This is a genomic window from Pantoea sp. JGM49 (assembly GCF_018257655.1).
Taxonomy (GTDB): domain Bacteria; phylum Pseudomonadota; class Gammaproteobacteria; order Enterobacterales; family Enterobacteriaceae; genus Pantoea; species Pantoea communis.
In genome coordinates this window covers 28,728-49,979 of the sequence record NZ_JAERJM010000001.1, presented here as the reverse complement: position 1 = coordinate 49,979, position 21,252 = coordinate 28,728, and the positions used below count along the sequence as shown (strand labels likewise).

Annotated in this window: 22 protein-coding genes and 2 tRNA genes; 12 read left to right on the top strand and 12 right to left on the bottom strand. The window is 53.2% G+C overall.

From position 1 onward, the window contains the following. Nucleotides 1-40 precede the first annotated feature (40 nt). A complete protein-coding gene (gene uvrC / locus JK231_RS00315) occupies nt 41-1,873 on the bottom strand; it encodes an excinuclease ABC subunit UvrC (protein ID WP_211727762.1) in 1,833 nt (610 codons plus the stop codon). Next, on the bottom strand, nt 1,866-2,525 hold the full coding sequence (uvrY, locus tag JK231_RS00310; protein ID WP_034820300.1) for a UvrY/SirA/GacA family response regulator transcription factor: 660 nt from the start codon (nt 2,523-2,525) through the stop codon (nt 1,866-1,868). Before uvrY ends, uvrC begins: the two co-directional genes overlap by 8 nt. Nucleotides 2,526-2,954: 429 nt before the next feature. Between uvrY and JK231_RS00305 the strand changes: the two genes are divergently transcribed. Then, nucleotides 2,955-3,182, top strand: coding sequence for a DUF2594 family protein (locus JK231_RS00305; protein ID WP_034820303.1), 228 nt, complete (start codon nt 2,955-2,957; stop codon nt 3,180-3,182). A 31-nt stretch (nt 3,183-3,213) separates the two neighbouring features. Here the strand turns inward: JK231_RS00305 and JK231_RS00300 are convergent, their stop codons facing one another. After that, the gene (locus tag JK231_RS00300) at nt 3,214-3,825 is read right to left on the bottom strand and encodes an acyl-homoserine-lactone synthase (protein ID WP_034820307.1); all 612 of its coding nucleotides are present in this window, start codon (nt 3,823-3,825) and stop codon (nt 3,214-3,216) included. Between the two features lie 122 nt (nt 3,826-3,947). Further along, nucleotides 3,948-4,670 carry a transcriptional regulator SdiA gene (gene sdiA, locus JK231_RS00295; protein WP_211727761.1) on the bottom strand — a complete coding sequence of 241 codons (723 nt, stop codon included), beginning with the start codon at nt 4,668-4,670 and terminating at the stop codon, nt 3,948-3,950. Nucleotides 4,671-5,221: 551 nt separating this feature from the next. On the opposite strand from sdiA, the gene JK231_RS00290 reads away from it, so the two are divergent. After that, entirely contained in the window at nt 5,222-5,896 is a 675-nt protein-coding gene (locus JK231_RS00290; RefSeq protein ID WP_034820313.1) for a DUF4396 domain-containing protein, read from the top strand. Here the strand turns inward: JK231_RS00290 and JK231_RS00285 are convergent, their stop codons facing one another. Then, entirely contained in the window at nt 5,897-6,595 is a 699-nt protein-coding gene (locus JK231_RS00285) for an extensin family protein (RefSeq protein WP_097119575.1), read from the bottom strand. 284 nt (nt 6,596-6,879) lie between these two features. On the opposite strand from JK231_RS00285, the gene cycA reads away from it, so the two are divergent. Next, nucleotides 6,880-8,271: a D-serine/D-alanine/glycine transporter gene (gene cycA / locus JK231_RS00280; protein WP_058959632.1), complete on the top strand. Its 1,392-nt coding sequence runs from the start codon at nt 6,880-6,882 to the stop codon at nt 8,269-8,271. A gap of 44 nt (nt 8,272-8,315) precedes the next feature. Here the strand turns inward: cycA and JK231_RS00275 are convergent, their stop codons facing one another. Beyond that, nucleotides 8,316-9,290 (bottom strand): metal-dependent hydrolase, encoded by a 975-nt coding sequence (locus JK231_RS00275; RefSeq protein ID WP_097119574.1) that lies wholly within the window; start codon nt 9,288-9,290, stop codon nt 8,316-8,318. A gap of 23 nt (nt 9,291-9,313) precedes the next feature. After that, nucleotides 9,314-9,949 (bottom strand): HTH-type transcriptional regulator RutR, encoded by a 636-nt coding sequence (gene rutR, locus JK231_RS00270; RefSeq protein ID WP_034820328.1) that lies wholly within the window; start codon nt 9,947-9,949, stop codon nt 9,314-9,316. Nucleotides 9,950-10,257: 308 nt separating this feature from the next. On the opposite strand from rutR, the gene rutA reads away from it, so the two are divergent. Genes rutA through rutG form a run of 6 tightly spaced genes read left to right on the top strand, consistent with a single transcriptional unit; the run spans nt 10,258 to nt 15,211 of the window. Continuing rightward, nucleotides 10,258-11,349 (top strand): pyrimidine utilization protein A, encoded by a 1,092-nt coding sequence (gene rutA, locus JK231_RS00265; RefSeq protein ID WP_058959634.1) that lies wholly within the window; start codon nt 10,258-10,260, stop codon nt 11,347-11,349. Next, on the top strand, nt 11,349-12,059 hold the full coding sequence (gene rutB / locus JK231_RS00260) for a pyrimidine utilization protein B (protein ID WP_160832462.1): 711 nt from the start codon (nt 11,349-11,351) through the stop codon (nt 12,057-12,059). The genes rutA and rutB overlap by 1 nt, the downstream gene beginning before the upstream one ends. Nucleotides 12,060-12,103: 44 nt before the next feature. Further along, complete coding sequence (gene rutC / locus JK231_RS00255) at nt 12,104-12,499, top strand: pyrimidine utilization protein C (protein ID WP_058959636.1); 396 nt, start codon at nt 12,104-12,106, stop codon at nt 12,497-12,499. After that, a complete protein-coding gene (gene rutD / locus JK231_RS00250) occupies nt 12,499-13,302 on the top strand; it encodes a pyrimidine utilization protein D (RefSeq protein ID WP_211727760.1) in 804 nt (267 codons plus the stop codon). The genes rutC and rutD overlap by 1 nt, the downstream gene beginning before the upstream one ends. A 16-nt stretch (nt 13,303-13,318) precedes the next feature. Continuing rightward, the gene (gene rutF / locus JK231_RS00245; RefSeq protein ID WP_211727759.1) at nt 13,319-13,840 is read left to right on the top strand and encodes an NADH-dependent FMN reductase RutF; all 522 of its coding nucleotides are present in this window, start codon (nt 13,319-13,321) and stop codon (nt 13,838-13,840) included. Between the two features lie 45 nt (nt 13,841-13,885). Then, nucleotides 13,886-15,211 carry a pyrimidine utilization transport protein G gene (gene rutG / locus JK231_RS00240; protein ID WP_211727758.1) on the top strand — a complete coding sequence of 442 codons (1,326 nt, stop codon included), beginning with the start codon at nt 13,886-13,888 and terminating at the stop codon, nt 15,209-15,211. Here the strand turns inward: rutG and JK231_RS00235 are convergent. Together JK231_RS00235 and JK231_RS00230 are read right to left on the bottom strand one after the other, a co-directional pair. After that, a complete protein-coding gene (locus tag JK231_RS00235; protein ID WP_097119569.1) occupies nt 15,208-16,122 on the bottom strand; it encodes a DMT family transporter in 915 nt (304 codons plus the stop codon). The two genes, rutG and JK231_RS00235, sit on opposite strands and share 4 nt — an antisense overlap. 111 nt (nt 16,123-16,233) lie before the next feature. Beyond that, entirely contained in the window at nt 16,234-16,398 is a 165-nt protein-coding gene (locus JK231_RS00230) for a general stress protein (protein WP_071845623.1), read from the bottom strand. A 311-nt stretch (nt 16,399-16,709) separates the two neighbouring features. Here JK231_RS00230 and wrbA point away from each other — a divergent pair, with 311 nt between their 5' ends. From wrbA to JK231_RS00215, 3 genes are read left to right on the top strand one after another with little or no spacing between them, the layout of a single operon-like run. Beyond that, nucleotides 16,710-17,309, top strand: a complete 600-nt coding sequence (gene wrbA, locus JK231_RS00225) for an NAD(P)H:quinone oxidoreductase (RefSeq protein ID WP_211727757.1) — start codon at nt 16,710-16,712, stop codon at nt 17,307-17,309. Between the two features lie 20 nt (nt 17,310-17,329). Next, nucleotides 17,330-17,560: a YccJ family protein gene (locus tag JK231_RS00220; protein ID WP_038647733.1), complete on the top strand. Its 231-nt coding sequence runs from the start codon at nt 17,330-17,332 to the stop codon at nt 17,558-17,560. A 53-nt stretch (nt 17,561-17,613) separates the two neighbouring features. Then, nucleotides 17,614-18,987 (top strand): NAD-dependent succinate-semialdehyde dehydrogenase, encoded by a 1,374-nt coding sequence (locus JK231_RS00215; protein ID WP_097119568.1) that lies wholly within the window; start codon nt 17,614-17,616, stop codon nt 18,985-18,987. Nucleotides 18,988-19,035: 48 nt separating this feature from the next. Here JK231_RS00215 and agp read toward each other — a convergent pair whose 3' ends face one another. From agp to JK231_RS00200, 3 genes are all read right to left on the bottom strand, one after another. Further along, on the bottom strand, nt 19,036-20,658 hold the full coding sequence (agp, locus tag JK231_RS00210; protein ID WP_160832457.1) for a bifunctional glucose-1-phosphatase/inositol phosphatase: 1,623 nt from the start codon (nt 20,656-20,658) through the stop codon (nt 19,036-19,038). 256 nt (nt 20,659-20,914) lie between these two features. Then, nucleotides 20,915-21,002, bottom strand: a tRNA-Ser gene (locus tag JK231_RS00205). Nucleotides 21,003-21,037: 35 nt separating this feature from the next. Then, nucleotides 21,038-21,125 (bottom strand) — tRNA-Ser (locus tag JK231_RS00200). Between the last annotated feature and the right edge of the window lie 127 nt (nt 21,126-21,252).

Genomic DNA, 21,252 nt, shown 5'->3' with positions numbered 1-21,252 from the left:
ATTTAACGTATGTTCCTACATTGCCCCCCCTGTTTCAATGCTAGTGTTTCAGCGAGTAGTAGATTTTTTCCGCCAGCGCGAAGGAAATCCCCGGCACTTTAGCGATCTCATCCACGCTGGCATTCATCAGGGGTTGCAGGCCCCCCATGTACTTAAGCAGCTGTTGACGCCGTTTTGGCCCTACCCCTTCAATGCTTTCCAGCGCACTGGTGTTCTTCACTTTGGCGCGTTTTTTCCGGTGCCCCGAAATTGCATGATTGTGAGAGTCATCACGAATATGTTGAATGACATGCAGTGCAGGCGAATCTGGCGGCAACGAAACGCCCTCGCCTTCCGCTTCAAAGAACAGCGTTTCCAGACCCGCTTTACGGTCAGTGCCTTTTGCCACGCCCAGCAGAATGGGATGATCTTTATCCCAGGGCACATCCAGCTCTGCGAACACCTGTTTCGCCTGTGCCAGCTGGCCTTTACCGCCATCGATGATAATCACATCAGGGATTTTGTCCTCCTCCAGCGCTTTACCATAACGACGACGTAATACCTGGTTCATCGCGGCGTAATCGTCGCCGGGCGTGATGCCTTCAATGTTATAGCGGCGGTAATCCGAACGCTGCGGTCCATCGCGGTTAAAGACCACACACGAAGCTATCGTCTGCTCACCCATGGTGTGACTGATGTCGAAACACTCCATGCGCTTGATGCTGTCGAGTTCGAGAAAGACGGCCAGCGCCGCTAGTCGCTGCTGAATAGTGGAGTGCTGAGACAGTTTAGTGGTCAAAGCGGTGGCCGCATTGGTGCGCGCCAGTTTAAGGTAGCGTGCCCGATCGCCGCGCGGTTTGCTTTGAATATTGACCTTGCGGCCGGCCAATTCACTCAAGGAATCGGCCAGCAACTCACGTTCGGGCAGACTGAAGTCCAGCAGAATATCAGCTGGCAAAGTGCGTGCTTCACTCCCCTGCAGATAAAACTGGCCGACAAAGGTTTGCACCACTTCGGTGAGATCGGTATCAGCAGGCACTTTCGGGAAATAACTGCGGCTACCCAGCACTTTGCCCTGCCGAATAAACAGCACGTGCAGACAAGCCATACCGGCGTCGAATGCCACCCCCATCACATCAAGGTCATCCCCCTGATTGGAGACAAACTGCTTCTCTGTGACGCGTCGTACCGCCTGAATCTGATCGCGCAGACGCGCCGCTTCTTCGAAGCGCAATCCATAGCTGGCCTCTTCCATGCGTTTGACCAGTTGGTTGATTACTTGATCATCTTTACCGGCGAGAAACAGCCGCACGTAATCGGTTTGCTGCGCATACTCATCTTCGCTGACCAAACCCGCTACACACGGCCCAAGGCAACGGCCAATCTGATATTGCAAACAGGGGCGAGAGCGGTTGCGATAAACACTGTTTTCACACTGTCGAATCGGGAACACTTTCTGCAACAGCGCCAGGGTTTCACGCACCGCATAGCCATTAGGGAAAGGCCCAAAGTATTCCCCTTTCGCGTGTTTGGCACCACGATGCATCGCCAGTCGCGGATGCGCGTCTGCACTCAGAAATATATAGGGATAGGATTTATCATCACGCAGCAGCACGTTATAGCGAGGCTGATAGAGCTTGATGTAATTGTGTTCAAGCAGCAACGCTTCGGTTTCGGTATGCGTCACCGTCACGTCGATGTTTTGGATGTTACTGACCAGGACTTCGGTTTTTCGGCTGCCCACCTGAGTGCGGAAATAACTGGTCAGGCGCTTTTTGAGGTCTTTCGCTTTACCGACATAGATCACCGTGCCTGTCGCGTCATACATACGGTAGACGCCGGGCTGACTGGTCACGGTGCTAAGAAAGGTTTTGGAATTGAAAACGTCACTCACTACTGATTAACGGCTCCGCATTATAGAGACCATGTCGAATGGCCAGATGCGTTAACTCTACGTCGCCACTGATGTTCAACTTACTGAACATACGATAACGGTAACTGTTAACGGTTTTCGGGCTGAGATTAAGCTGCTCGGAAATTTCCGTCACCTTTTGCCCTCGGGTGATCATCAGCATAATCTGCAATTCCCTTTCCGACAAACAGCTAAAGGGCGATTCGGCTTTTTGCGGCTCGATTTGGCTAAGCGCCATTTGCTGCGCAATATCTGATGCGATATAGCGCTGGCCTGAGTGCACCGAACGAATCGCACTCACCACTTCCTGCGGGGCCGCACCTTTGCTCAGATAACCCGCCGCACCGGCTTGCATTACTTTTGCCGGCAGCGGATTTTCGGTATGGATGGTCAGCATAATAATGCGGATGTCAGGATTGAAGCGCACAATTTTTCGCGTGGCCTCCAGACCGCCGATGCCCGGCATATTCATGTCCATCAGCACCACGTCGACCGGATTGCTGCGGCACCATTTCACCGCGTCTTCACCACAAGCCACTTCCCCGGCAATTACCAATCCCTTCATATCTTCCAGTATGCGGCGAATACCGGCGCGTACCAGTTCATGGTCATCAACAAGAAGCAGACTGATCAACGGGACGTACTCCGCAGGTTAGTGAGGGGAAAAATATATTTCAGGAGGGCCATCTTACCGGGTTTGCCGGGGAAAAAACATCTGGCTACGCAGATAAATCTCAAATGAAATGATACACATCAAATTAAGCTCAATCCCAGATATCTTTTGAGTGAAACGCTTAGCATGCAAGAATTAAAATGTGAAATTGTGACTAATATCATTATGTTATAATTTATGCTCTTTTCATTGACCGCTGAGCTTTGCTTAATAAAAATAACTTCAACGCCTGATTCTTCCTGCCTGTTAATAACGCAAACATCCATTTAATGTAGGTTTAATCTCCACCGCTTCGCCTGGGATAAATTCCTCATTCAACCATATGATATACTCTGTTTTTTACACACAGATATTGTGTCTACATTCAGTAACACCACCAAGGAGTCAAAGATGAGTGATGAAGACTTTTCAACATCGCGGGATACCCAGGCATTGGCCGATGAAGTCGCTTGCCTGAAAATGATGGTGACGCTGATTCTGAAAGGGATGGGTCAGGCGGATGCCGGTAAGGTGATCATTAACATGGAGCGCTATGTGCAAAGCGCGTTAGCGGATAAGCCGCAGGCGGAAGTGTTCAGCAACACCATTCGTCAGATTAAAACCGCCTACCGTCAGTAAGCGGTGAAGCCCCGCGCAATGCGCGGGGTGGTCAACTGTGCGACTGCCAGTTCACTGAAACACCCAGTGACGGCAGCACCTCTTCCGGACTAAACCGGCGTGTGCCACGATACTTGTCCGCCAGTGCCGGTTGATGAACCGGAATACGAATGGCAAACAGATTATCCTCAGATTGAATCAACCCGGGTGATAAAGGTTCGTACACGACGTGGTGCTGCTCAAACATTTTTTCCAGCATCGGCGTTGCTGAGCTGATCAGGTACTCCATACCGCTGAGTTCCGCCAACTGCACCGCATGCCACAAAATCGTCAGTGGCAGTTCTGCATCCACCTCAAGGCGTGCTGAAAAGCGTGACATTTCCCAGACTTTTTCCTGATCGAACGGCAGCACCATGCCTTCAGGCACTTCTGGTTCATGCCAGGGCAACAAACGTGCACAGCCGCAAATCCCCTGGCGCGCATTCCAGGCGATCATCCAGGTGACATCGGAGCGATCAAAGCGATCATACTCCTGTCCGGGCGTACTTAAGCGCGGCGGGATAGACCAACCTTCACCCCGCGCAAAAACGCTATAGCGATACGTTCCTAATTCTGCCAACAGAGAGGACGGCATATCCTTAAGCTGTGTTTGAATTACTTTCATCATGCGCCCCTGACATCCCCATGTTTGCAATGATTTCTTTGCGCCAGCCTGGCAAAGTTCCGGCGCAGGGTAGACAACTGACTAAAGAGTGGGAACTACTAAAATTAGTAGTTGCCTTTTTGCTATATCAGGCCAATTGCCGCCGCATAACACGCAATCTGCGTTTTATTGGAAACATTAAAACGCTTTTGCATATTCTTTTGGTGAAAATTCACCGTATGTTCTGAAATCGCTAAAATCAGTGAAATTTCCGCAGAAGTTTTTCCTTCCGCTGTCCATTTCAAAATTTCCAGTTCGCGTTGACTAAAATCGTTAGATAAAACCGCCATTGAACTATCATTTAGCCGCTCCAGCACGCGCAAACTCAGTTCCGCCAGAAGGTGCAGTTTCACCTCTAGCTGAACGCGTAAGTGTTGAGTCTGACTGTGAAGCGCTGATGCTATAGATAATATACCAATGGCACGATTTGGCGCCATTGCCGAACAAGAAAAGCCGCTGTTGAGCCCTGCCGCATTCGCTTCAGCCCATAAATTACCGGCACCGGTAAATAAATCCCGCGTCCATTCCACGCCTCGTCCCGGCCGCTGACAAAGCAACAGCACCGGATCGACAGCATAATAATTTTCGCTTTCATAGCGCTTAACCCAGCTTTCCGGGTAAGTACTGAACAAAAACACGCGCGGCCGGGTAAAAGGCACGGGATGTTGAACCAGGAAAGCGAATGAATCGAAACCCATCGCTTCAATGTGTTTTTGTAATAGCGTTTTTACTTGAATCACTTCCGTCAGCGCCTGAAATTCATTTTCAGTTTCGCCACGCCAGACGAAATAATTATCGGTCGTCATTATTGCCTCAGCGTTGTTTCACGCTTTAACTTGTTATTCGTTCTGATTAACACAAAAAATAAATTAACTAGAGAAAAAATATTGATTGAAATGAGAGCAGCCCGCGGGGTAACAATCATAACTATCCTGTTGTCAACGCGTTACCATTATGGGGAACTGAAAACAGATACATTTTGCCAACAGCTTCACAACTTTAATCCTCCTTCCTTATTAGAATAGGATTTTTCCGAAGGAGTTTCAATCACCCTATTCATCGAAAATCATCATTAGATTGATAAATTTTTAGCATCGTCATTAACTAAAATCACTCACTTTGAAAGCGGTTACTGAGAGTAATAGCGGTATTTGTGGGACGACGGCTATTCGGTTCATTCTTAATCCCAGTGATTTCTGTAGTGAGCGGTATAACGTGATTTCCGTCACCCTCTTTTCCAGCTACGCTTAGAGGATGTGCGGGGGATGACGCTGTGGACTTTTCAGGGGAAGACGTTGCGCCCTCACCCATACTGGCGCATTGTCATGCGTATTCGAGCATCATAACGGGGCTGACTATGATGAACCAACTGGCATTACCTTTCCTTGTACTGGGCGGTTGTACAGCGCTGATGATCTTAAAAGATCTTTTCCGTCACCCGCATCCGGTGGCAATCATGAATATCATCTGGCCGCTGACCGGCCTCTATATGCCGTTCATCGGATGGTTAGCCTGGTGGTATCTGGGCCGTAAACCTTCACGTCAGGTAAAACTTGCGCTGCTGGTTCCACAAAAAATTCAGAGTAATGCCAGCTGGCAAACAATATTTATTTCCACCTCATTATCTGCCGCGGCCTGTATATTTGGCGACATAATGACCCTACCAATAATCACCTTGCTAAATCAGTTCGCCATTATGCCAACGCTCTGGATGCAGGCAATTATTTGCTTGATAGTTTCTCTGGTGGTGGGTTTATTTTTCCAGTTCCTGGCTATCCGTCAACGTGAAAAACGTTCATTTGGCCGGGCGTTATTATTAGCGTTTAAAACCGAAACGTTTCCCCTGCTGATTTATCAATTAGGTATTTTTATCTTTATGGCACTGGCACTAAAATTTGTTCTCAACCAACAAATCAATCCATTGCTGGTGGCTTTCTGGTTTATGTTACAACTGGCCATGATCATCGGTTTTCTATTCTCCTGGCCCGCTAATCATTTCCTGATAAAACGAGGGCTTAATCCCGCCGTCTGACTAACGACAGTATCCGGCGCCGCGCATCCCCAGGTGAAAATGTCCGGCATGCGCGGCGTTGTAATCCGGTCCTAACGCATTACCAAAGGTCGCACAGCCGTTGTGCCATAAAGCGCGAAGCCCTGCAGCCGCATCCTCAGGTTGATGCCAGTTTTTTGCCACCTGCAGCCAGCGTCCATCTGCAAGCTGAAACCCAGTCACATCCCATGCATCTGCTGTTGCATGCTCGCTTAAACGCCCCTGCTGGCGATGATAGATATTTCGACAGGCGTAACTGCCGACGTGGGTGATTCGCCGAATCGGGCTGTTGATACCTGCCTGCTGAAGGGCGTGAGTGCTGTTGAGGACAAACATTGTGCTGCTCACCGCCATCGGGCAACTGGCAAGAAAGCTGCTGCTCAATGTCACTTCACCAAAACCACTCACGCGCAAAGGCTGGTCAATAGGGCAATCACCTTGCAGTGCTGGCACGGCGCGAAATTGTACCCACCCCTGCTGACTGGCTCGATGCATCACCGCCATACATGCCGCAGGATCGTGACCCAGGCGCTGCAATTTGTAGCGCATCATCCATCCTGGAGGGTCAGTCACCGACAGCGGTGTAAATGGATTCCACTGTGGCGGCAGATGCGTTTTCAGCCACGGCAAACTCCACCAGCCACATAATGCCAACAGAGCAATCGCTAATAATGCGCGCATCACACCTCACGTTTACTCATAAAAAGAAGACGTAAGTGTAGGTGGCAAAATGGAGAGATAACGCAGAAAAGGCTTAATTGCTGAAGATTTACGCAAATTCACCGTGGATTATGCCATGTAAATATTTACTGACAGAGTAAACCCCGCAAAAGGTCACAATTGTAAAAAAACAATTACCGAGAGTTGCAACCTTTCCACTATCTTATGCCACTTGCCCTATCAAACGGCACGTTATCTAACAGCCAGTAGAGCTGACACAACATCAAAACAGGAAAGATATATTTATGGTTGATCAATCCAAAGAGGCGCTTATCGAGGCCGAGCAGCCCGATAAGCTCCAGCGTAATCTACATAACCGCCATATCCAACTGATTGCCATCGGTGGCGCGATCGGCACCGGGTTGTTTATGGGCTCAGGTAAAACTATCAGCCTGGCCGGCCCCTCGATCATTTTCGTTTATATGATCATCGGCTTTATGCTGTTCTTCGTGATGCGCGCAATGGGCGAATTGCTGCTCTCTAATCTCGAATATAAATCCTTCAGCGATTTTGCCGCCGATTTACTCGGCCCGTGGGCGGGCTATTTTACCGGCTGGACTTACTGGTTCTGTTGGGTGGTGACGGGCATTGCCGATGTGGTGGCCATTAGTGCCTATTTCCAACTCTGGTTCCCCGACTTCTCCATCTGGATGAGTGCACTGCTGTGTATATTTGTGTTCCTGGCACTCAATATTGCGACGGTGAAATTGTTTGGTGAGATGGAGTTCTGGTTCGCGATTATTAAAATCGTGGCGATTGTTGCCCTGATCGTGACTGGCATCGTGCTGGTGAGCATGCATTATCCTTCGCCCAGCGGCAGCGCGGCAGCCCTGAGCAATATCTGGGATCACGGTGGTATGTTCCCGAAAGGATTGAGCGGCTTCTTTGCTGGCTTCCAGATTGCGGTGTTTGCCTTCGTCGGCATTGAGTTAGTCGGCACGGCCGCAGCGGAAACCAAAGATCCGCACAAGGTGCTGCCACGTGCGATTAACGCTATTCCGGTGCGTATCATTATGTTTTACGTTCTGGCACTGCTGGTGATCATGGCGGTGACGCCGTGGAATCAGGTCATGCCGGACCGCAGCCCCTTCGTTGAGATGTTTGTGCTGATCGGATTACCCGCCGCCGCCAGCATCGTTAACTTCGTGGTGCTGACTTCTGCTGCATCATCCGCTAACAGTGGCATTTTCTCCACCAGCCGTATGTTGTACGGTTTGGCAGAACAAGGCGTGGCACACAAAGCATTTGGCCGCCTGTCGGCACGCGCGGTTCCCACCACCGGGCTGTTTTTCTCCTGCTTCTGCCTACTGTGCGGCGTTGCGCTGATTTACCTGATCCCCGATGTGATGACGGTATTCACCATGGTCACCACGGTATCGGCGATTCTGTTTATGTTCGTCTGGACCATCATCCTGTGCAGCTACCTGGCTTACCGCAAACAGCATCCGCAACGTCACGCTGAGTCGAAGTTCAAGATGCCGCTGGGCAAGCTGATGTGCTGGGTGTGCATGGCGTTCTTCGCCTTTGTAATTGTCTTGCTGACCTTGCAGGATGATACTCGTCAGGCGTTGATGGTCACGCCGCTGTGGTTCGTCATTCTCACCATGGGCTGGTTGTTACGTCGTCGTAAAGCCTGATAGCACTGCCGACAAAAAGCCCCGAATGCTCGGGGCTTTTTTTTTTATAACCTTTCGCGTAATTTATGCCATGCCTGCGCCAGTGAAGGTCGCACAGAAGGCTCCCTTTCTGGTGCCGGTTCGGGAACATGTGCCGATCCCAGATTGAAGGTGAAGGTGTAATTGGGTGCTTCCCCCATCCTTAAATCCGAAATCAAGGTCTCTTCACCCTGCTGGCGCATGGCGTAAAAACCATGGCTGAACCACGCCACCCGCTCGGCATACCAGTCACCTTTAAACGCATCGAACAGTTGCGGGTTGCGCGGGTGCCAATGAATTTCCAGTGCTCGATCGGGTGACAACAGTGACCAATAGGCCTCACCGTAACGATCGGGGGTCATAATCACGGTTCGCCACACCAGGGTATTAAATGCCGTTGGCGTCACCAGCACCTGCTGCGGCTTGATGGATTGATCAGTTAAATCACGATCGATATGCTGCGTCGCCACGCCCTGCACCACCATGCTCCAGCCAAGATACAGCGTACTGATCAGCAAACCCGCCTGATTCCAGCGCAGTCCGACTCCATCACGCCGCCATAGCGCCACCCCCAGCGCGATCAGCAACGGCAAGGTATACAACGGATCGATGATGTACATGCTGCCAATCGCGTAGGGGAAATCGGTAAACGGCAACCCCAGCTGCGTGCCGTACACTGTTGTCAGATCAAGCAACGGATGCGTGATCAGGGCCAGCCAAATTGCCAGACACCAGCCGCGCCAGTGGGAGCGACTGCGTGTTGCACCTGCGATCAGCCAGGCCAGCAGAGGCGCAACTAGCGTGAGCCATATCAGCGCATGACTCTCAGTTCGATGCAGCGTCATATTGCGAATCGCATCGCCATGATCGATAAACACATCCAGATCGGGCAAGGTGCCGGCAATCGCACCCACCAGCGCCGATTGCCATAGCGGCACGCGCTTGCCCATCACCGCGACGGTGACCGCCGCGCCCAACGTCAGTTGTGATAGCGAATCCATGCACTCTCCTGGTTAAAGCGGGATCAACGCACGCGGATCCCTTCAATAATCATGCGCTGTACATTCTCCAGCGTTTGCTCGAAAAATTCCGGGTCACTCAGGGTCTGGCCGGTGATCGCCTCAACCTGTGACGCAAAATCCGCGTAATGTTGCGTGGTGGCCCACAGCAGGAAAAACAGATGCTGCGGCTGCACCCCGGCTAACCGCCCTTCCGCAATCCACTGCTCGATGATCGCCGCCTTCTCATCCACCAGCGCTTTTAAATCCCCGGCCAGTTCACCTTTGAGTAACGGCGCACCCTGGAGCATTTCCAGACAGAACAAGCGCGAGGCCTGCGGGTGATCGCGCGACACCTCCAGCTTAAGACGGATATATTTCCGAATGGCGGTCAGTGGGTCCTGATCGTGGCGCAGTGCGCGCAGTGGAGCCAGCCAGACATCAAGGATCTCCTTCAGAACCGCGATATACAGCACCTCTTTTGAGGGATAGTAGTAAAGCAAATTGGTCTTGGAGACGTCGGCACGCTCTGCCACTTTATCGAGGCTGGTACCGTGAATACCGAACTGCGAGAAGAAGCTTAACGCCGCTTCCAGTATCGCAGCCCGTTTTGCGGCAACGGCACGTGAACGTCGGCCCGGTTGTTTTTCATCGCTTTTCACACTGTTACCTCCTCAATCCTGCCTGTTCGCATCATAACAAAGCCCCTCTTTCCTGCCTAATCGCTCTCCCTGCACCTTTTTTGACCACCGTGCGCATGAAAAACGTGCAAAAAGTTTTGACCAAACGGTCTGATTTAGACCAACCACTCCACTTTCATCCTTCCATGGGTTTTAACACATTGTTGTACAAGGTATTTAAAAATGTGGCACAGGCTTTGCAGTTTTGTGACTGAGCGCCGCTCGCAGGATGCGTGCAGGAAGCAGTGCAGCGCGTAGAGCAATGCCCGTTCAATGCAGAGAGGTTTCACATGAAAATTGGCGTATTTATCCCGATTGGCAATAATGGCTGGCTCATCTCCACCCATGCGCCGCAGTACAAACCGACTTTTGAACTGAATAAAGAGATTGTGCTGAAGGCCGAGCATTATCACTTCGACTTTGCGCTCTCGATGATCAAACTGCGCGGCTTCGGGGGTAAAACCGAATTCTGGGATCACAATCTCGAATCCTTCACATTGATGGCGGGGCTCGCGGCGGTGACCTCAAGGATTGAAATCTATGCCACGGCAGCCACTCTGACGCTGCCCCCAGCAATTGTGGCGCGCATGGCCGCCACCATCGATTCGATTTCCAATGGTCGTTTCGGTGTCAATCTGGTCACCGGCTGGCAGAAACCCGAATACGAACAGATGGGATTGTGGCCGGGTGATGAATACTTCTCCAGCCGTTACCAATACCTCACCGAGTACGTCACCGTGCTGCGCGATTTATGGGGCACCGGTCAGAGTGACTTCAAGGGTGAATTTTTCACCATGAACGACTGCCGCGTGAGCCCGCAACCGCAGAAACCGATGAAGGTGATCTGCGCCGGTCAGAGCGATGCCGGCATGGCGTTCTCCGCGCAGCATGCCGATTACAACTTCTGTTTCGGTAAAGGGGTCAATACGCCTACCGCCTTCGCCCCGACCGCCAGCCGCATGAAAGTCGCAGCAGATAAAGCCGGACGGGATGTCGGTTCCTATGTGCTGTTTATGATCATTGCTGCCGAAAGCGACGAAGCCGCACGCGCCAAATGGGAGCATTACAAAGCGGGTGCTGATGAAGAAGCGCTCGCCTGGCTCACCACACAAAGTCAGCAGGATACCAAGTCCGGCAGCGACACCAACGTGCGTCAGATGGCCGATCCCACATCAGCCGTGAACATCAATATGGGCACCCTGGTGGGTTCATACGCCAATGTGGCACGAATGTTGGATGAAGTTGCCGAGGTTGACGGCACACAGGGCGTGCTTCTGACCTTCGATGACTTCCTGCAAGGCATTGAAGATTTCGGTGAGCGTATCCAGCCATTAATGCAGTGTCGTCAAAACGTTATCACTTCGCAGAAGGAGGTTGCCTGATGAGTACCGTGACTTGCGCCCATACGTCGAGTTTGCCCAATATCACCCTGCCCGCCCGACCAGAAGCGATTGCACTGCCGCCGACGCAAAGCGCCTTGATCGTCGTCGATATGCAGAATGCCTATGCCACCGAAGGGGGTTATCTGGATCTTGCTGGTTTTGATGTCTCCGCCACAAAGCCAGTGATCGCCAAAATTCATCAGGCGGTAACCGCGGCGCGCGCCGCTGGCATGCAGATTATCTGGTTCCAGAACGGCTGGGATGACCAGTACGTTGAAGCGGGTGATGCCGGCTCGCCTAACTTCCATAAATCGAATGCACTGAAAACCATGCGTAAGCGCCCGGAGTTACAGGGCACGCTCCTGTCGAAAGGCGGCTGGGATTATGCGCTGGTGGATGAACTGGTGCCGCAGGCAGGAGACATCGTGCTGCCCAAACCGCGCTACAGTGGCTTCTTCAATACGCCACTCGATAGCATGCTGCGCAGCCGCGGTATCCGCCACCTGGTGTTCACCGGCATTGCCACCAACGTGTGCGTTGAGTCGACACTGCGCGATGGCTTCTTCCTCGAATATTTTGGCGTGGTGCTGGAAGACGCCACTTATCAGGCCGGACCGGCATTTGCCCAACAAGCGGCGATTTTCAACATCGAAACCTTCTTTGGCTGGGTTAGCGACACGGACACTTTTTGTGAAGCTCTGAAAGCTTAGGGTCCATCTCACCTGCAAAACCATAACGATAAGGAACTGCGACGATGCCTAAAAGTGTGATTATTCCTGCCGGAAGCGGCACCCCGATTGCGCCCTTTGTGCCAGGAACCCTGGCCGATGGCGTGGTGTACGTGTCAGGCACGCTACCGTTCGATGCCAGTAACAATGTCGTCCACGTCGGCGATGCCGCGGCACAAACCCGACACGTACTGGAAACCATCAAAAAGGTGATCGAGACCGCCGGTGGCAGCATGAGTGACGTCACTTTCAACTCTATTTTCCTCACCGACTGGAGCCATTACGCCGCGATTAACCAGGTCTACGCCGAGTATTTCCCCGGCGACAAACCCGCGCGCTTTTGCATTCAGTGTGGATTGGTTAAACCAGATGCGCTGATTGAAATTGCCAGCGTCGCGCACATCGGGCCGCAGGAGGCGTAATGCACCTTGAGATTCATGGTTTAACCGCTGCCGACGCGCCAACACTGGTGCTGTCGTCCGGCCTGGGTGGCGTGGCGGGCTTTTGGCAACCCCAGCTGGCGGCGCTCGCTCCCCATTATCGCGTGGTAACTTACGATCAGCGCGGTACCGGTCGCAGTGCCGATACGCTGCCTGAAGGCTACAGCATGGCGATGATGGCCGCCGAACTGGCTGAGCTACTGGCGCAGCATGATATTCACCATTACGACATTATTGGCCACGCACTGGGTGGCCTGATTGGCCTGCAGCTGGCGCTGGATTATCCCGATCGTGTCGGCCGCGTCGTGGTGATTAATGGCTGGCTCTCATTGGATCCTCATACGCAACGCTGCTTCCAGGTGCGGCAGGATCTCCTGCTCAACGTAGGCGTTGAAGCCTTCGTGCGAGCGCAGCCACTGTTCCTCTATCCGGCTGAATGGCTGGCGCGCCATCAGGCGCGCATCACCGCTGAAGATGCCCATCACGTGACCCATTTTCAGGGCATGGAAAATCTGCTGCGCCGCTTGCATGTATTAATGAACAGTGATTTCCGTACGCATGCGGCGCGGATTCATCAGCCTGTGTTAGCCATTTGTAGCCAGGACGATCTGCTGGTGCCGTGGAGCTGCTCTCCACAACTGGCCCAGGCGCTGCCGAATGGCAGTCTGATTGAGATGCCGTGGGGCGGGCACGCGATGAGCGTGACCGATGCCGATAAGTTTAACGCTCTGCTGCTGGGGTGGCTGGCCGAAACGGCTGCTCCTGCACAGCGCGCCGCCAGTTGAACAGAGGAGTGAAACCATGAGTGTGCTTGAGCTGCCGCTGGTACCGAATGTAGATCGCGATGCTTTCCGCCAAGCCATGGCACGACTGGGCGCGGCGGTGAATATCATCACCACCGACGGTCCGGCTGGTCGCGCCGGATTCACCGCATCTGCTGTCTGTAGCGTGACGGATACGCCGCCCACTTTGCTGGTGTGTCTGAATCGTTCGGCCTCAGTCTGGCCGACCTTTCGGGACAATGGCTATCTGTGCGTCAACACCCTGGCGGCCGGTCATGAAGATCTTTCGACACTGTTTGGCGGGAAGACGCCGATGGAACAGCGTTTTGCTGCGGCTAACTGGCACACGCTGGCCAGCGGTTCACCGCTGCTGGAGGGTGCCACCGTGTCGTTCGATTGCAAAATCACCCAGGTGGTCAGTGTTGGCACACACGACGTTTTGATGTGTGAAGCACTTGCGCTGGTACGTAACGATGATTCCCATGGCCTGGCGTGGTTTGACCGTGGATATCATCACCTTTTACGGCAGGACGCCCGCTAACGCCGCTCTGCGCGGTCCGGTTCCACCGATATCCTGGAGAAAACGATGGCGAATTCCTGGTTCCCCCGCTGGCAGAAAAAGTCAGCCATGACCGAAGATGGGCTGATTGCACCGGATGAAACCCTGCCGTTCGGGCAGACGTTTGTCATGGGCCTGCAGCATGCTGTAGCAATGTTTGGCGCGACGGTGCTAATGCCGTTGTTGATGGGACTCGACCCCAACCTGGCGATTCTGGTTTCCGGTATCGGCACGCTGCTGTTCTTTGTGGTCACTGGCGGACGCGTGCCGAGTTATCTTGGATCCAGCGCCGCCTTTGTCGGGGTGATTATCGCGGTGACCGGATTCAACGGCCAGGGATTGAACCCTAATCTGTCGCTGGCGTTAGGCGGCGTCATTGCCTGCGGCGCGCTTTATACCTTCATTGGCCTGATCGTTATGAAGGTGGGTACGGATTGGATTGAGCGGCTCATGCCCCCTGTCGTCACGGGTGCAGTGGTGATGGCAATTGGCCTGAACCTGGCACCAATTGCTGTCCATGGCGTATCAGCATCAATGTTCGATAGCTGGATGGCCGTCATGACCGTGCTGTGCATTGGCGTGGTCGCGGTCTTCACACGCGGTTTGGTTCAGCGCTTGCTGATTCTGGTTGGCCTGATTGTCGCCTGGGCGATCTACGCCTTGCTCACCAATGTGTTTGGCCTCGGTAAGCCAGTCGATTTTAGCGGTGTCGCCAGTGCGCCCTGGTTTGGTTTACCACACACCACCGCGCCGGTATTTGATATGCAGGCGATAGTGATGATTGCCCCTGTCGCCATCATTCTGGTGGCTGAAAATCTTGGGCATATTAAAGCCGTCGCCGGTATGACGGGACGCAATCTTGATCCCTGGATGGGACGTGCGTTTGTCGGGGATGGCCTCGCCACCATGCTGTCAGGTTCGATGGGAGGCAGCGGCGTGACAACTTACGCCGAGAATATTGGCGTAATGGCGGTCACCAAAGTCTATTCGACACTGGCGTTTGTCGCGGCAGCAGTGATTGCGCTGATACTCGGCTTTTCACCGAAGTTTGGTGCCTTGATCCATACCATTCCCGGCCCGGTGATTGGCGGTGCCTCTATTGTGGTATTCGGTTTAATTGCCGTGGCAGGTGCGCGGATCTGGGTGCAAAACAACGTTGATTTCAGTCAGAACGGCAATTTGATCATGGTGGCCACCACGTTAGTGCTGGGTGCTGGCGATTTTGCTTTAAAGATCGGCAGTTTTACCATTGGCGGAATTGGCACCGCGACCTTCGGTGCCATTATTCTTAATGCCATTCTTAAACGTCGGGGTGCCGCGCTGGCAAACCAGGCGGCACGACAGCATCCTTAAGGCTCCAGCGGTGCCTGCTCAGGCACCGCTTTCTTGCGGCGAAGTCGTAACTCACTGACGATCACCCCACAAACGATCAGCACACCGCCCAACAAGGCAGCGGCCGGTAAACGTTCACCCGCAATCCGTCCAACCACCCCTGCCCAGACCGGTTCACCGGCGTAAATCACCGTAGCCCGCGTCGGTGACACGCTGCGCTGCGCCCAGTTCATTGTCACCTGAATCAGTGCACTGGCCGCACCCAGACCCAGCGCACTCAATAGCAATGGCGTTGAGATCGTTGGGACCGATTCGCCATTAGGGATCATAAAGACAAAAGCGCAAGCCGATGCGACCATCAGTTGGATCAGCGTCACGCGACGCACATCAACCTGGCCTGCAAAGCGACTGATCAGAATAATTTCAGCCGCAATCGCCAGTGTACTGAGTAACGTCGCTATCTCGCCCGCGTTCAACGTCAGGCTACCGTCTTGTGGCCCGGCCACCAGCACTAAACCGGTAAACGCCAGCATAATGCCAATCCATGCCATTAACCCTGGCGGACGGCGCAGAAATACCCATTGCAGTAACGGTACCACCGGCACATATAGCGCGGTCAGAAACGCCGACTGGCTGCTGGAGATGGTTTGCATCCCCCAGGTTTGTAAGCCGTAGCCACCCGCAATCGACAGGCCAATCAGCGCACCGGCTTTCACTTCGAGCCATGTCATGTGCCTCAGATAACGGCGGAAGAAAAAGGCCAGCAATAACGATGCCGTGGCAAAGCGCAGCCCCACAAAGAAAAAGGGACCGGAATGTGCCATCGCCCGGTGCACCACCAAAAAGGTGCCACCCCAAACCATGGTAATGAAGATGAGAACGAGTTCCTGACGCGTAATACGCAGGCTGAGACGGGAATTTGAAGCAGACATAACGCACCACAATAATCGATTGGCGATCATTTTTGCCTGGTCAGGAGGGGAAAAGCAATCTTTGTTACCGCCGGGAGAACCCGGCGGAGGGGGGGATCAAACACAATCACATTATTTCTTGCTGCGACTGCGTCCCCCTTTTTCACCTGCTTCGGAAGCGCGTTGCGGGTCATTCCTGAAATTACCGCCGCTATTTTTTCCGCCTTTACGACCGGCTTCCGCGGCTCTCTCGCGATCTTCCGCGAAATTGCCTGATCCTCCACGATGTTGTGCCATCATTTCCTCCAGGGATTGAGCATCTGTGGTTAGGCCTTTTCATCCAATGTGGTGAAAAGCAAGGCGGCGGAGTATTCGCGCCACCTGATAAAAGGATAGCCAGGCCAGTCTGATATTCGGCTAATATTCATACTTTGAAACATATAATTCACTTATTTTTCTATCATAAACCAGATTAACATCCAGCTTACAAGCGGTTAGCCGGGTTAAAAGCGCAGCGCTAGACGTATCCATCTATCCTCCCTTCCGGCACCTTACGCAGTCTCTTCTATACTTCTGAATACTCATCACCCTCAGCAGGATAGAAAACCATGGCAAAAGTTTTGGTGCTTTATTACTCAATGTATGGACATATCGAAACCATGGCGCAAGCCGTGGCTGAAGGCGCAAAGAGTGTGAGCGGTGCGGAAGTCACCATTCTTCGTGTACCGGAAAGCATGGATGCGGAGAGATTTGCGCAGGTGGGCGGCAAGGTGAATCAGGCGGCGGCTGAAGCAAAACCTGAAGATTTAACCCAGTACGACGCCATCATCGTGGGTACGCCAACCCGCTTTGGCAATATGGCCGGTCAGATGCGTAATTTCTGGGATCGCACCGGCGGATTATGGGCCTCAGGCGCGCTGTACGGCAAACTCGCCAGTGTGTTCGCCTCTACCGGCACCGGTGGCGGCCAGGAACAAACCATCACCTCCGTTTGGACCACCCTCGCCCATCACGGCATGGTTATCGTCCCCATCGGTTATGGCACCAAAGAACTTTTCGATATTTCTCAGGTACGCGGCGGCACGCCTTATGGCGCCACCACCATTGCGGGCGGTGACGGCTCACGCCAACCGTCAGCAGAAGAACTGGGAATTGCCCGCTATCAGGGCCAATACGTCGCCGGACTGGCGGTAAAACTGCTAGGATAAATCCACAACAGGAGACCTTTATGGCCACAGAACAGTCGAAAGCTCACCACGTGGGCGAATGGGCCACGCTGCGCCACACCTCACCTGAAATTGCTGAAGCCATTTTTGAGGTGGCGAATTATGACGAACGACTCGCGGAAGAAATCTGGCGTCAGCAAGGTAGCGACGATGTGCTGCTCCGCGCTTTTGATAAGACCGATCAGGACGTTCTGACGTGGGACGACAAAACAGTCGAGCGTAAAAACGTTTAACACGCAGGCGGGCATGTCCCGCCTTTGTCATTTTTTCTGCCAAGGAGCCCTTTATGTCAGCCTACCAAAGCATCAACCCGGCCAATAATCAGTTGCTGAAATCCTGGCCTGATCACGATGACACCTATATGCAGCAGGCACTCAGCGCGGCTGACGAACTCTACCACTCTACGTGGTGTAAAGGCGATATGCAGCCACGTCTGCAGGTGCTGCACCGACTGGCCGATTTGATTGATCAGCGCGTTGACGAATTAGCTGAGATTGCCAGTCGTGAGATGGGCAAGTTAATTGGTCAAAGCCGGGGGGAAGTAAAAATCTGCGCGCAGATCGCTCGGTACTATGCCGAACATGCGGCTCACTTATTACAGGCACAACCTTATCCCAGCACGGTGGGCGATGCCTGGCTTGAGTATCACCCGATTGGCGTGGTGGTCGCCGTCGAGCCCTGGAACTTCCCTTATTACCAGTTGATGCGCGTGCTGGCGCCAAATCTGGCATTGGGAAATCCGGTGCTGGCGAAACATGCCAATATTGTGCCGCACTGTGCGGATGTCTTCGAAAAACTGGTTGAAGAAGCGGGTGCGCCAAAGGGTGCGTGGAGCAATCTGTTTATCTCTAATCAACAAGTCGCCGATCTGATTGCCGATCCGCGCGTGCAAGGTGTCGCGCTAACGGGCTCTGAACGTGCCGGTAGCGCTGTGGCGGAGCAGGCCGGAAAGCATCTGAAAAAGTCCACGCTGGAGTTAGGCGGCAATGACGTATTCGTGGTGCTGGACGATGCCGATATTGACGAAGCCGTGCGCCAGGGCGCGCAGGCGCGATTAAGTAACTGTGGTCAGGTATGTACCGCAGCGAAGCGCTTTATCCTGCACGAAAAAATCGCGACGGAGTTTATGGTGAAGTTTAGTGCGGCCCTGCAATCGGCCAAACCGGGGGATCCACTGGATGAAAGCACCACGCTGGGTCCGCTTTCATCGAAAGAGGCTCGCGACCGTTTAGTGAAACAGGTTGAGGATGCGGTTAAGCAGGGTGCGCATGTTGAACTGGGCGGAAAAGTGATAGAAGGCGTGGGTTGTTATTATCAGCCAACGATACTGACTGGCCTCACACCGCAAAATCCCGCCTATTACCAGGAGTTCTTTGGACCGGTGGCACAGGTTTATGTGGTGGCTGACGATCGCACCGCCATCGCACTGGCCAATGATTCGCACTACGGTCTGGGCGGTTCAGTGTGGACGCGCGATATTTTGCGTGGGCGCAACATGGCATCGCAGATCGAGACCGGTATGGTGTTTATCAACTCTCAAAGCGATACCGCCGCGGAGTTGCCGTTTGGTGGCGTGAAACGCTCAGGCTATGGACGGGAGTTGTCCGATCTTGGCCTGAAGGAGTTTGCGAATCAAAAACTGGTGGTCGTCGCCGGTTAACGGAAATAAAAAACCCCGTCGAGGCGGGGTTTTTTCATTACAGCGACGTTAGTTGCTGGCGGGAGCGGCTTTTGCCGCCTCACCTTCCGGCTTGGCTGGCGTCGCATCTGACTGCGCTTTCTGCGCTGCAGCGGCATCGGCTTTCGCTTTGTCCTCCGCCGCTTTCTGTGCAGTGGTTTTCTCAGCTTTCGCTTTATCCTCTGCGGCTTTTTGGGCAGCCGCTTTGTCTGCCTTCACTTTCTCTTCAGCGGCTTTAGCATCAGCCGCTTTCTGCGCAGCTGCTTTGTCCGCTGCAGCTTTATCTGCAGCCGCTTTATCTGCAGCGGCTTGATCCGCTTTCGCTTTTGCGTCGTCATTGGCGGCAGCAGGCGCTGGTTGTGCCGCTGGCTGTGCTGCTGGAGCCGGAGCAGCCGGCTGCAGCGGGGTACCCTGCAGTGCAGTATTCAACGCGGTAGCAAACTGATCCCAGCTGCAGTAGCCGTTAGCATCGGCATCACAGCCTGCCAGTTGCAGCGTGACACGCTTCGGCGGGTTTTTCAGGCTCAGCACATCAGCATTGCGCAGCTGTTCCGCTGTCTGATAAACGTATTCCACTTTCAGCAGATCTTTGTTGTTTTTAGCATCGTGCCAGCGCTCAAACACCACCTGACCACCGATTGGCGTCTTCTCATCGTTACCCGGCAGCTCGTATGGCTTAACCTGCAATGCGCTCAGCAGTGAGGCAATATTCGAATCGTGCCCCACCATCACCGTGACTTTCGGTGCGTTCGCTTTGTCCTGGTCCACTAACTGGCTGCGGATGTAATCCACCAGTGGTGCGGCCACTTCACGCGCGACATCGGGAGAAGTGAACAGCGCATCCTGATAACCATTTTTGATTGCCGCGAGGGATTTCCACTGCTCAGGAGTTTTAATCTGGCCCCAGGCCACCTGATCGGCCGGGAAACCTTCGTAATATTGCAGCGTGAAGGCATCAACCAGCGAATTGCCGATTTTCAACGGTCCATTCACGTTAGGCTCTTTGCCATTTTCTGCGCTGAAGGTGTTGTCACCGCCGCTCAGATCACACTGTTTTTTACCGTTACAGGCCGGTGCCGATTTGTAATCAACAATTTTTTCTAACTGCTGGAAAGCCGGTTTCAGCGCCAGCTTCTCATTCGCAGCCGTCATCGCCGCCAGCGCTTTCTTATTGAATTCGTCGCTGCCGTCAGTGATCACCGGATTAAAGATAGGATCCATGGTGCCCATCGCATCCTGATGCGTCACGGAAATATCACAACCCGGGAAAGCGCCAGTAATGAAGTATTGCGCGGTGGCGACCGTACGTTGCAGGCTGTTGGCATAGACAAAGATGTTGCTGCTGTCCGGGCAGGTGCCGCTTTCCACCAGGCCCTGCTGTGCCAGCCACTGACGGGTATAGTTACCCATGTAGACTTCCAGCACGCCGCCTTTGGTGGTTAACTCGCCGCCGGGCACATCCCACTGCGGCCAATTCTTCTTGGTGGATTGTTCCAGCACGCTGCCGTTGTTGGCTAACGGTGCGCGCAGATTGTGACGGCTCAGCATCAGCACTTGCTGTAACTGCATATCTCCATCTGCCGCGTAAGCAGACATACCGATCGGGAGCGCAGCGATAACTGACAACGCGCAAAGACTCAGTTTCTTGATCATTGTGCCTATTCCATAATTCATCAGTGAAACACTCTGGCATTCAAACGATTAGCTCGCCATTGAGCGAATTACCGCACAGTGTAACCCAGCTTGCCTCGGAAAATCGCCAGATGTTTACAAAAACCGTGAATGGAATATAGCAGTAAACGCGCGTGCCGTCGGGTAACGGCAGCAGATTGAAAAGCAACGGGATGTTTTTCGGAATTCCGGAACGCAGAAAAGCAAAAAGCCCGCATTTCTGCGGGCTTCTTTAATATGGCGGAGGAACAGAGATTCGAACTCTGGGATGGTTTCCCATCGACGGTTTTCAAGACCGTTGCCTTAAGCCACTCGGCCATCCCTCCGGAAATCTTTTTGTCACTTCACTCTGCAAGAGTGATGGCGGAGGAGGAGAGATTCGAACTCTCGGATGGTTTCCCATCGACGGTTTTCAAGACCGTTGCCTTAAGCCACTCGGCCACCCCTCCGCAATGAGGCGCACTATAAACATCCCCCCGAACGATGTAAAGCGCGGATTGAATCGTTCGCCTGAAAAACAGCCAAAATCCATTTTTTCGCTGTCAAAATCACCATTCTGCTCAGTGAAACAGCAAT

Coding starts and splice junctions, on each gene's coding strand:
- sdiA (WP_211727761.1), bottom strand. CDS start 4,670: ATGACGACCGATAATTATTTCGTCTGGCGTGGCGAAACTGAAAATGAA.
- JK231_RS00220 (WP_038647733.1), top strand. CDS start 17,330: ATGGCCACAGAACAGTCGAAAGCTCACCACGTGGGCGAATGGGCCACG.
- JK231_RS00290 (WP_034820313.1), top strand. CDS start 5,222: ATGATGAACCAACTGGCATTACCTTTCCTTGTACTGGGCGGTTGTACA.
- cycA (WP_058959632.1), top strand. CDS start 6,880: ATGGTTGATCAATCCAAAGAGGCGCTTATCGAGGCCGAGCAGCCCGAT.
- wrbA (WP_211727757.1), top strand. CDS start 16,710: ATGGCAAAAGTTTTGGTGCTTTATTACTCAATGTATGGACATATCGAA.
- rutA (WP_058959634.1), top strand. CDS start 10,258: ATGAAAATTGGCGTATTTATCCCGATTGGCAATAATGGCTGGCTCATC.
- agp (WP_160832457.1), bottom strand. CDS start 20,658: ATGATCAAGAAACTGAGTCTTTGCGCGTTGTCAGTTATCGCTGCGCTC.
- rutC (WP_058959636.1), top strand. CDS start 12,104: ATGCCTAAAAGTGTGATTATTCCTGCCGGAAGCGGCACCCCGATTGCG.
- rutD (WP_211727760.1), top strand. CDS start 12,499: ATGCACCTTGAGATTCATGGTTTAACCGCTGCCGACGCGCCAACACTG.
- rutF (WP_211727759.1), top strand. CDS start 13,319: ATGAGTGTGCTTGAGCTGCCGCTGGTACCGAATGTAGATCGCGATGCT.
- JK231_RS00285 (WP_097119575.1), bottom strand. CDS start 6,595: ATGCGCGCATTATTAGCGATTGCTCTGTTGGCATTATGTGGCTGGTGG.
- JK231_RS00230 (WP_071845623.1), bottom strand. CDS start 16,398: ATGGCACAACATCGTGGAGGATCAGGCAATTTCGCGGAAGATCGCGAG.
- JK231_RS00300 (WP_034820307.1), bottom strand. CDS start 3,825: ATGAAAGTAATTCAAACACAGCTTAAGGATATGCCGTCCTCTCTGTTG.
- rutG (WP_211727758.1), top strand. CDS start 13,886: ATGGCGAATTCCTGGTTCCCCCGCTGGCAGAAAAAGTCAGCCATGACC.
- rutB (WP_160832462.1), top strand. CDS start 11,349: ATGAGTACCGTGACTTGCGCCCATACGTCGAGTTTGCCCAATATCACC.
- JK231_RS00215 (WP_097119568.1), top strand. CDS start 17,614: ATGTCAGCCTACCAAAGCATCAACCCGGCCAATAATCAGTTGCTGAAA.
- JK231_RS00235 (WP_097119569.1), bottom strand. CDS start 16,122: ATGTCTGCTTCAAATTCCCGTCTCAGCCTGCGTATTACGCGTCAGGAA.
- JK231_RS00275 (WP_097119574.1), bottom strand. CDS start 9,290: ATGGATTCGCTATCACAACTGACGTTGGGCGCGGCGGTCACCGTCGCG.
- JK231_RS00305 (WP_034820303.1), top strand. CDS start 2,955: ATGAGTGATGAAGACTTTTCAACATCGCGGGATACCCAGGCATTGGCC.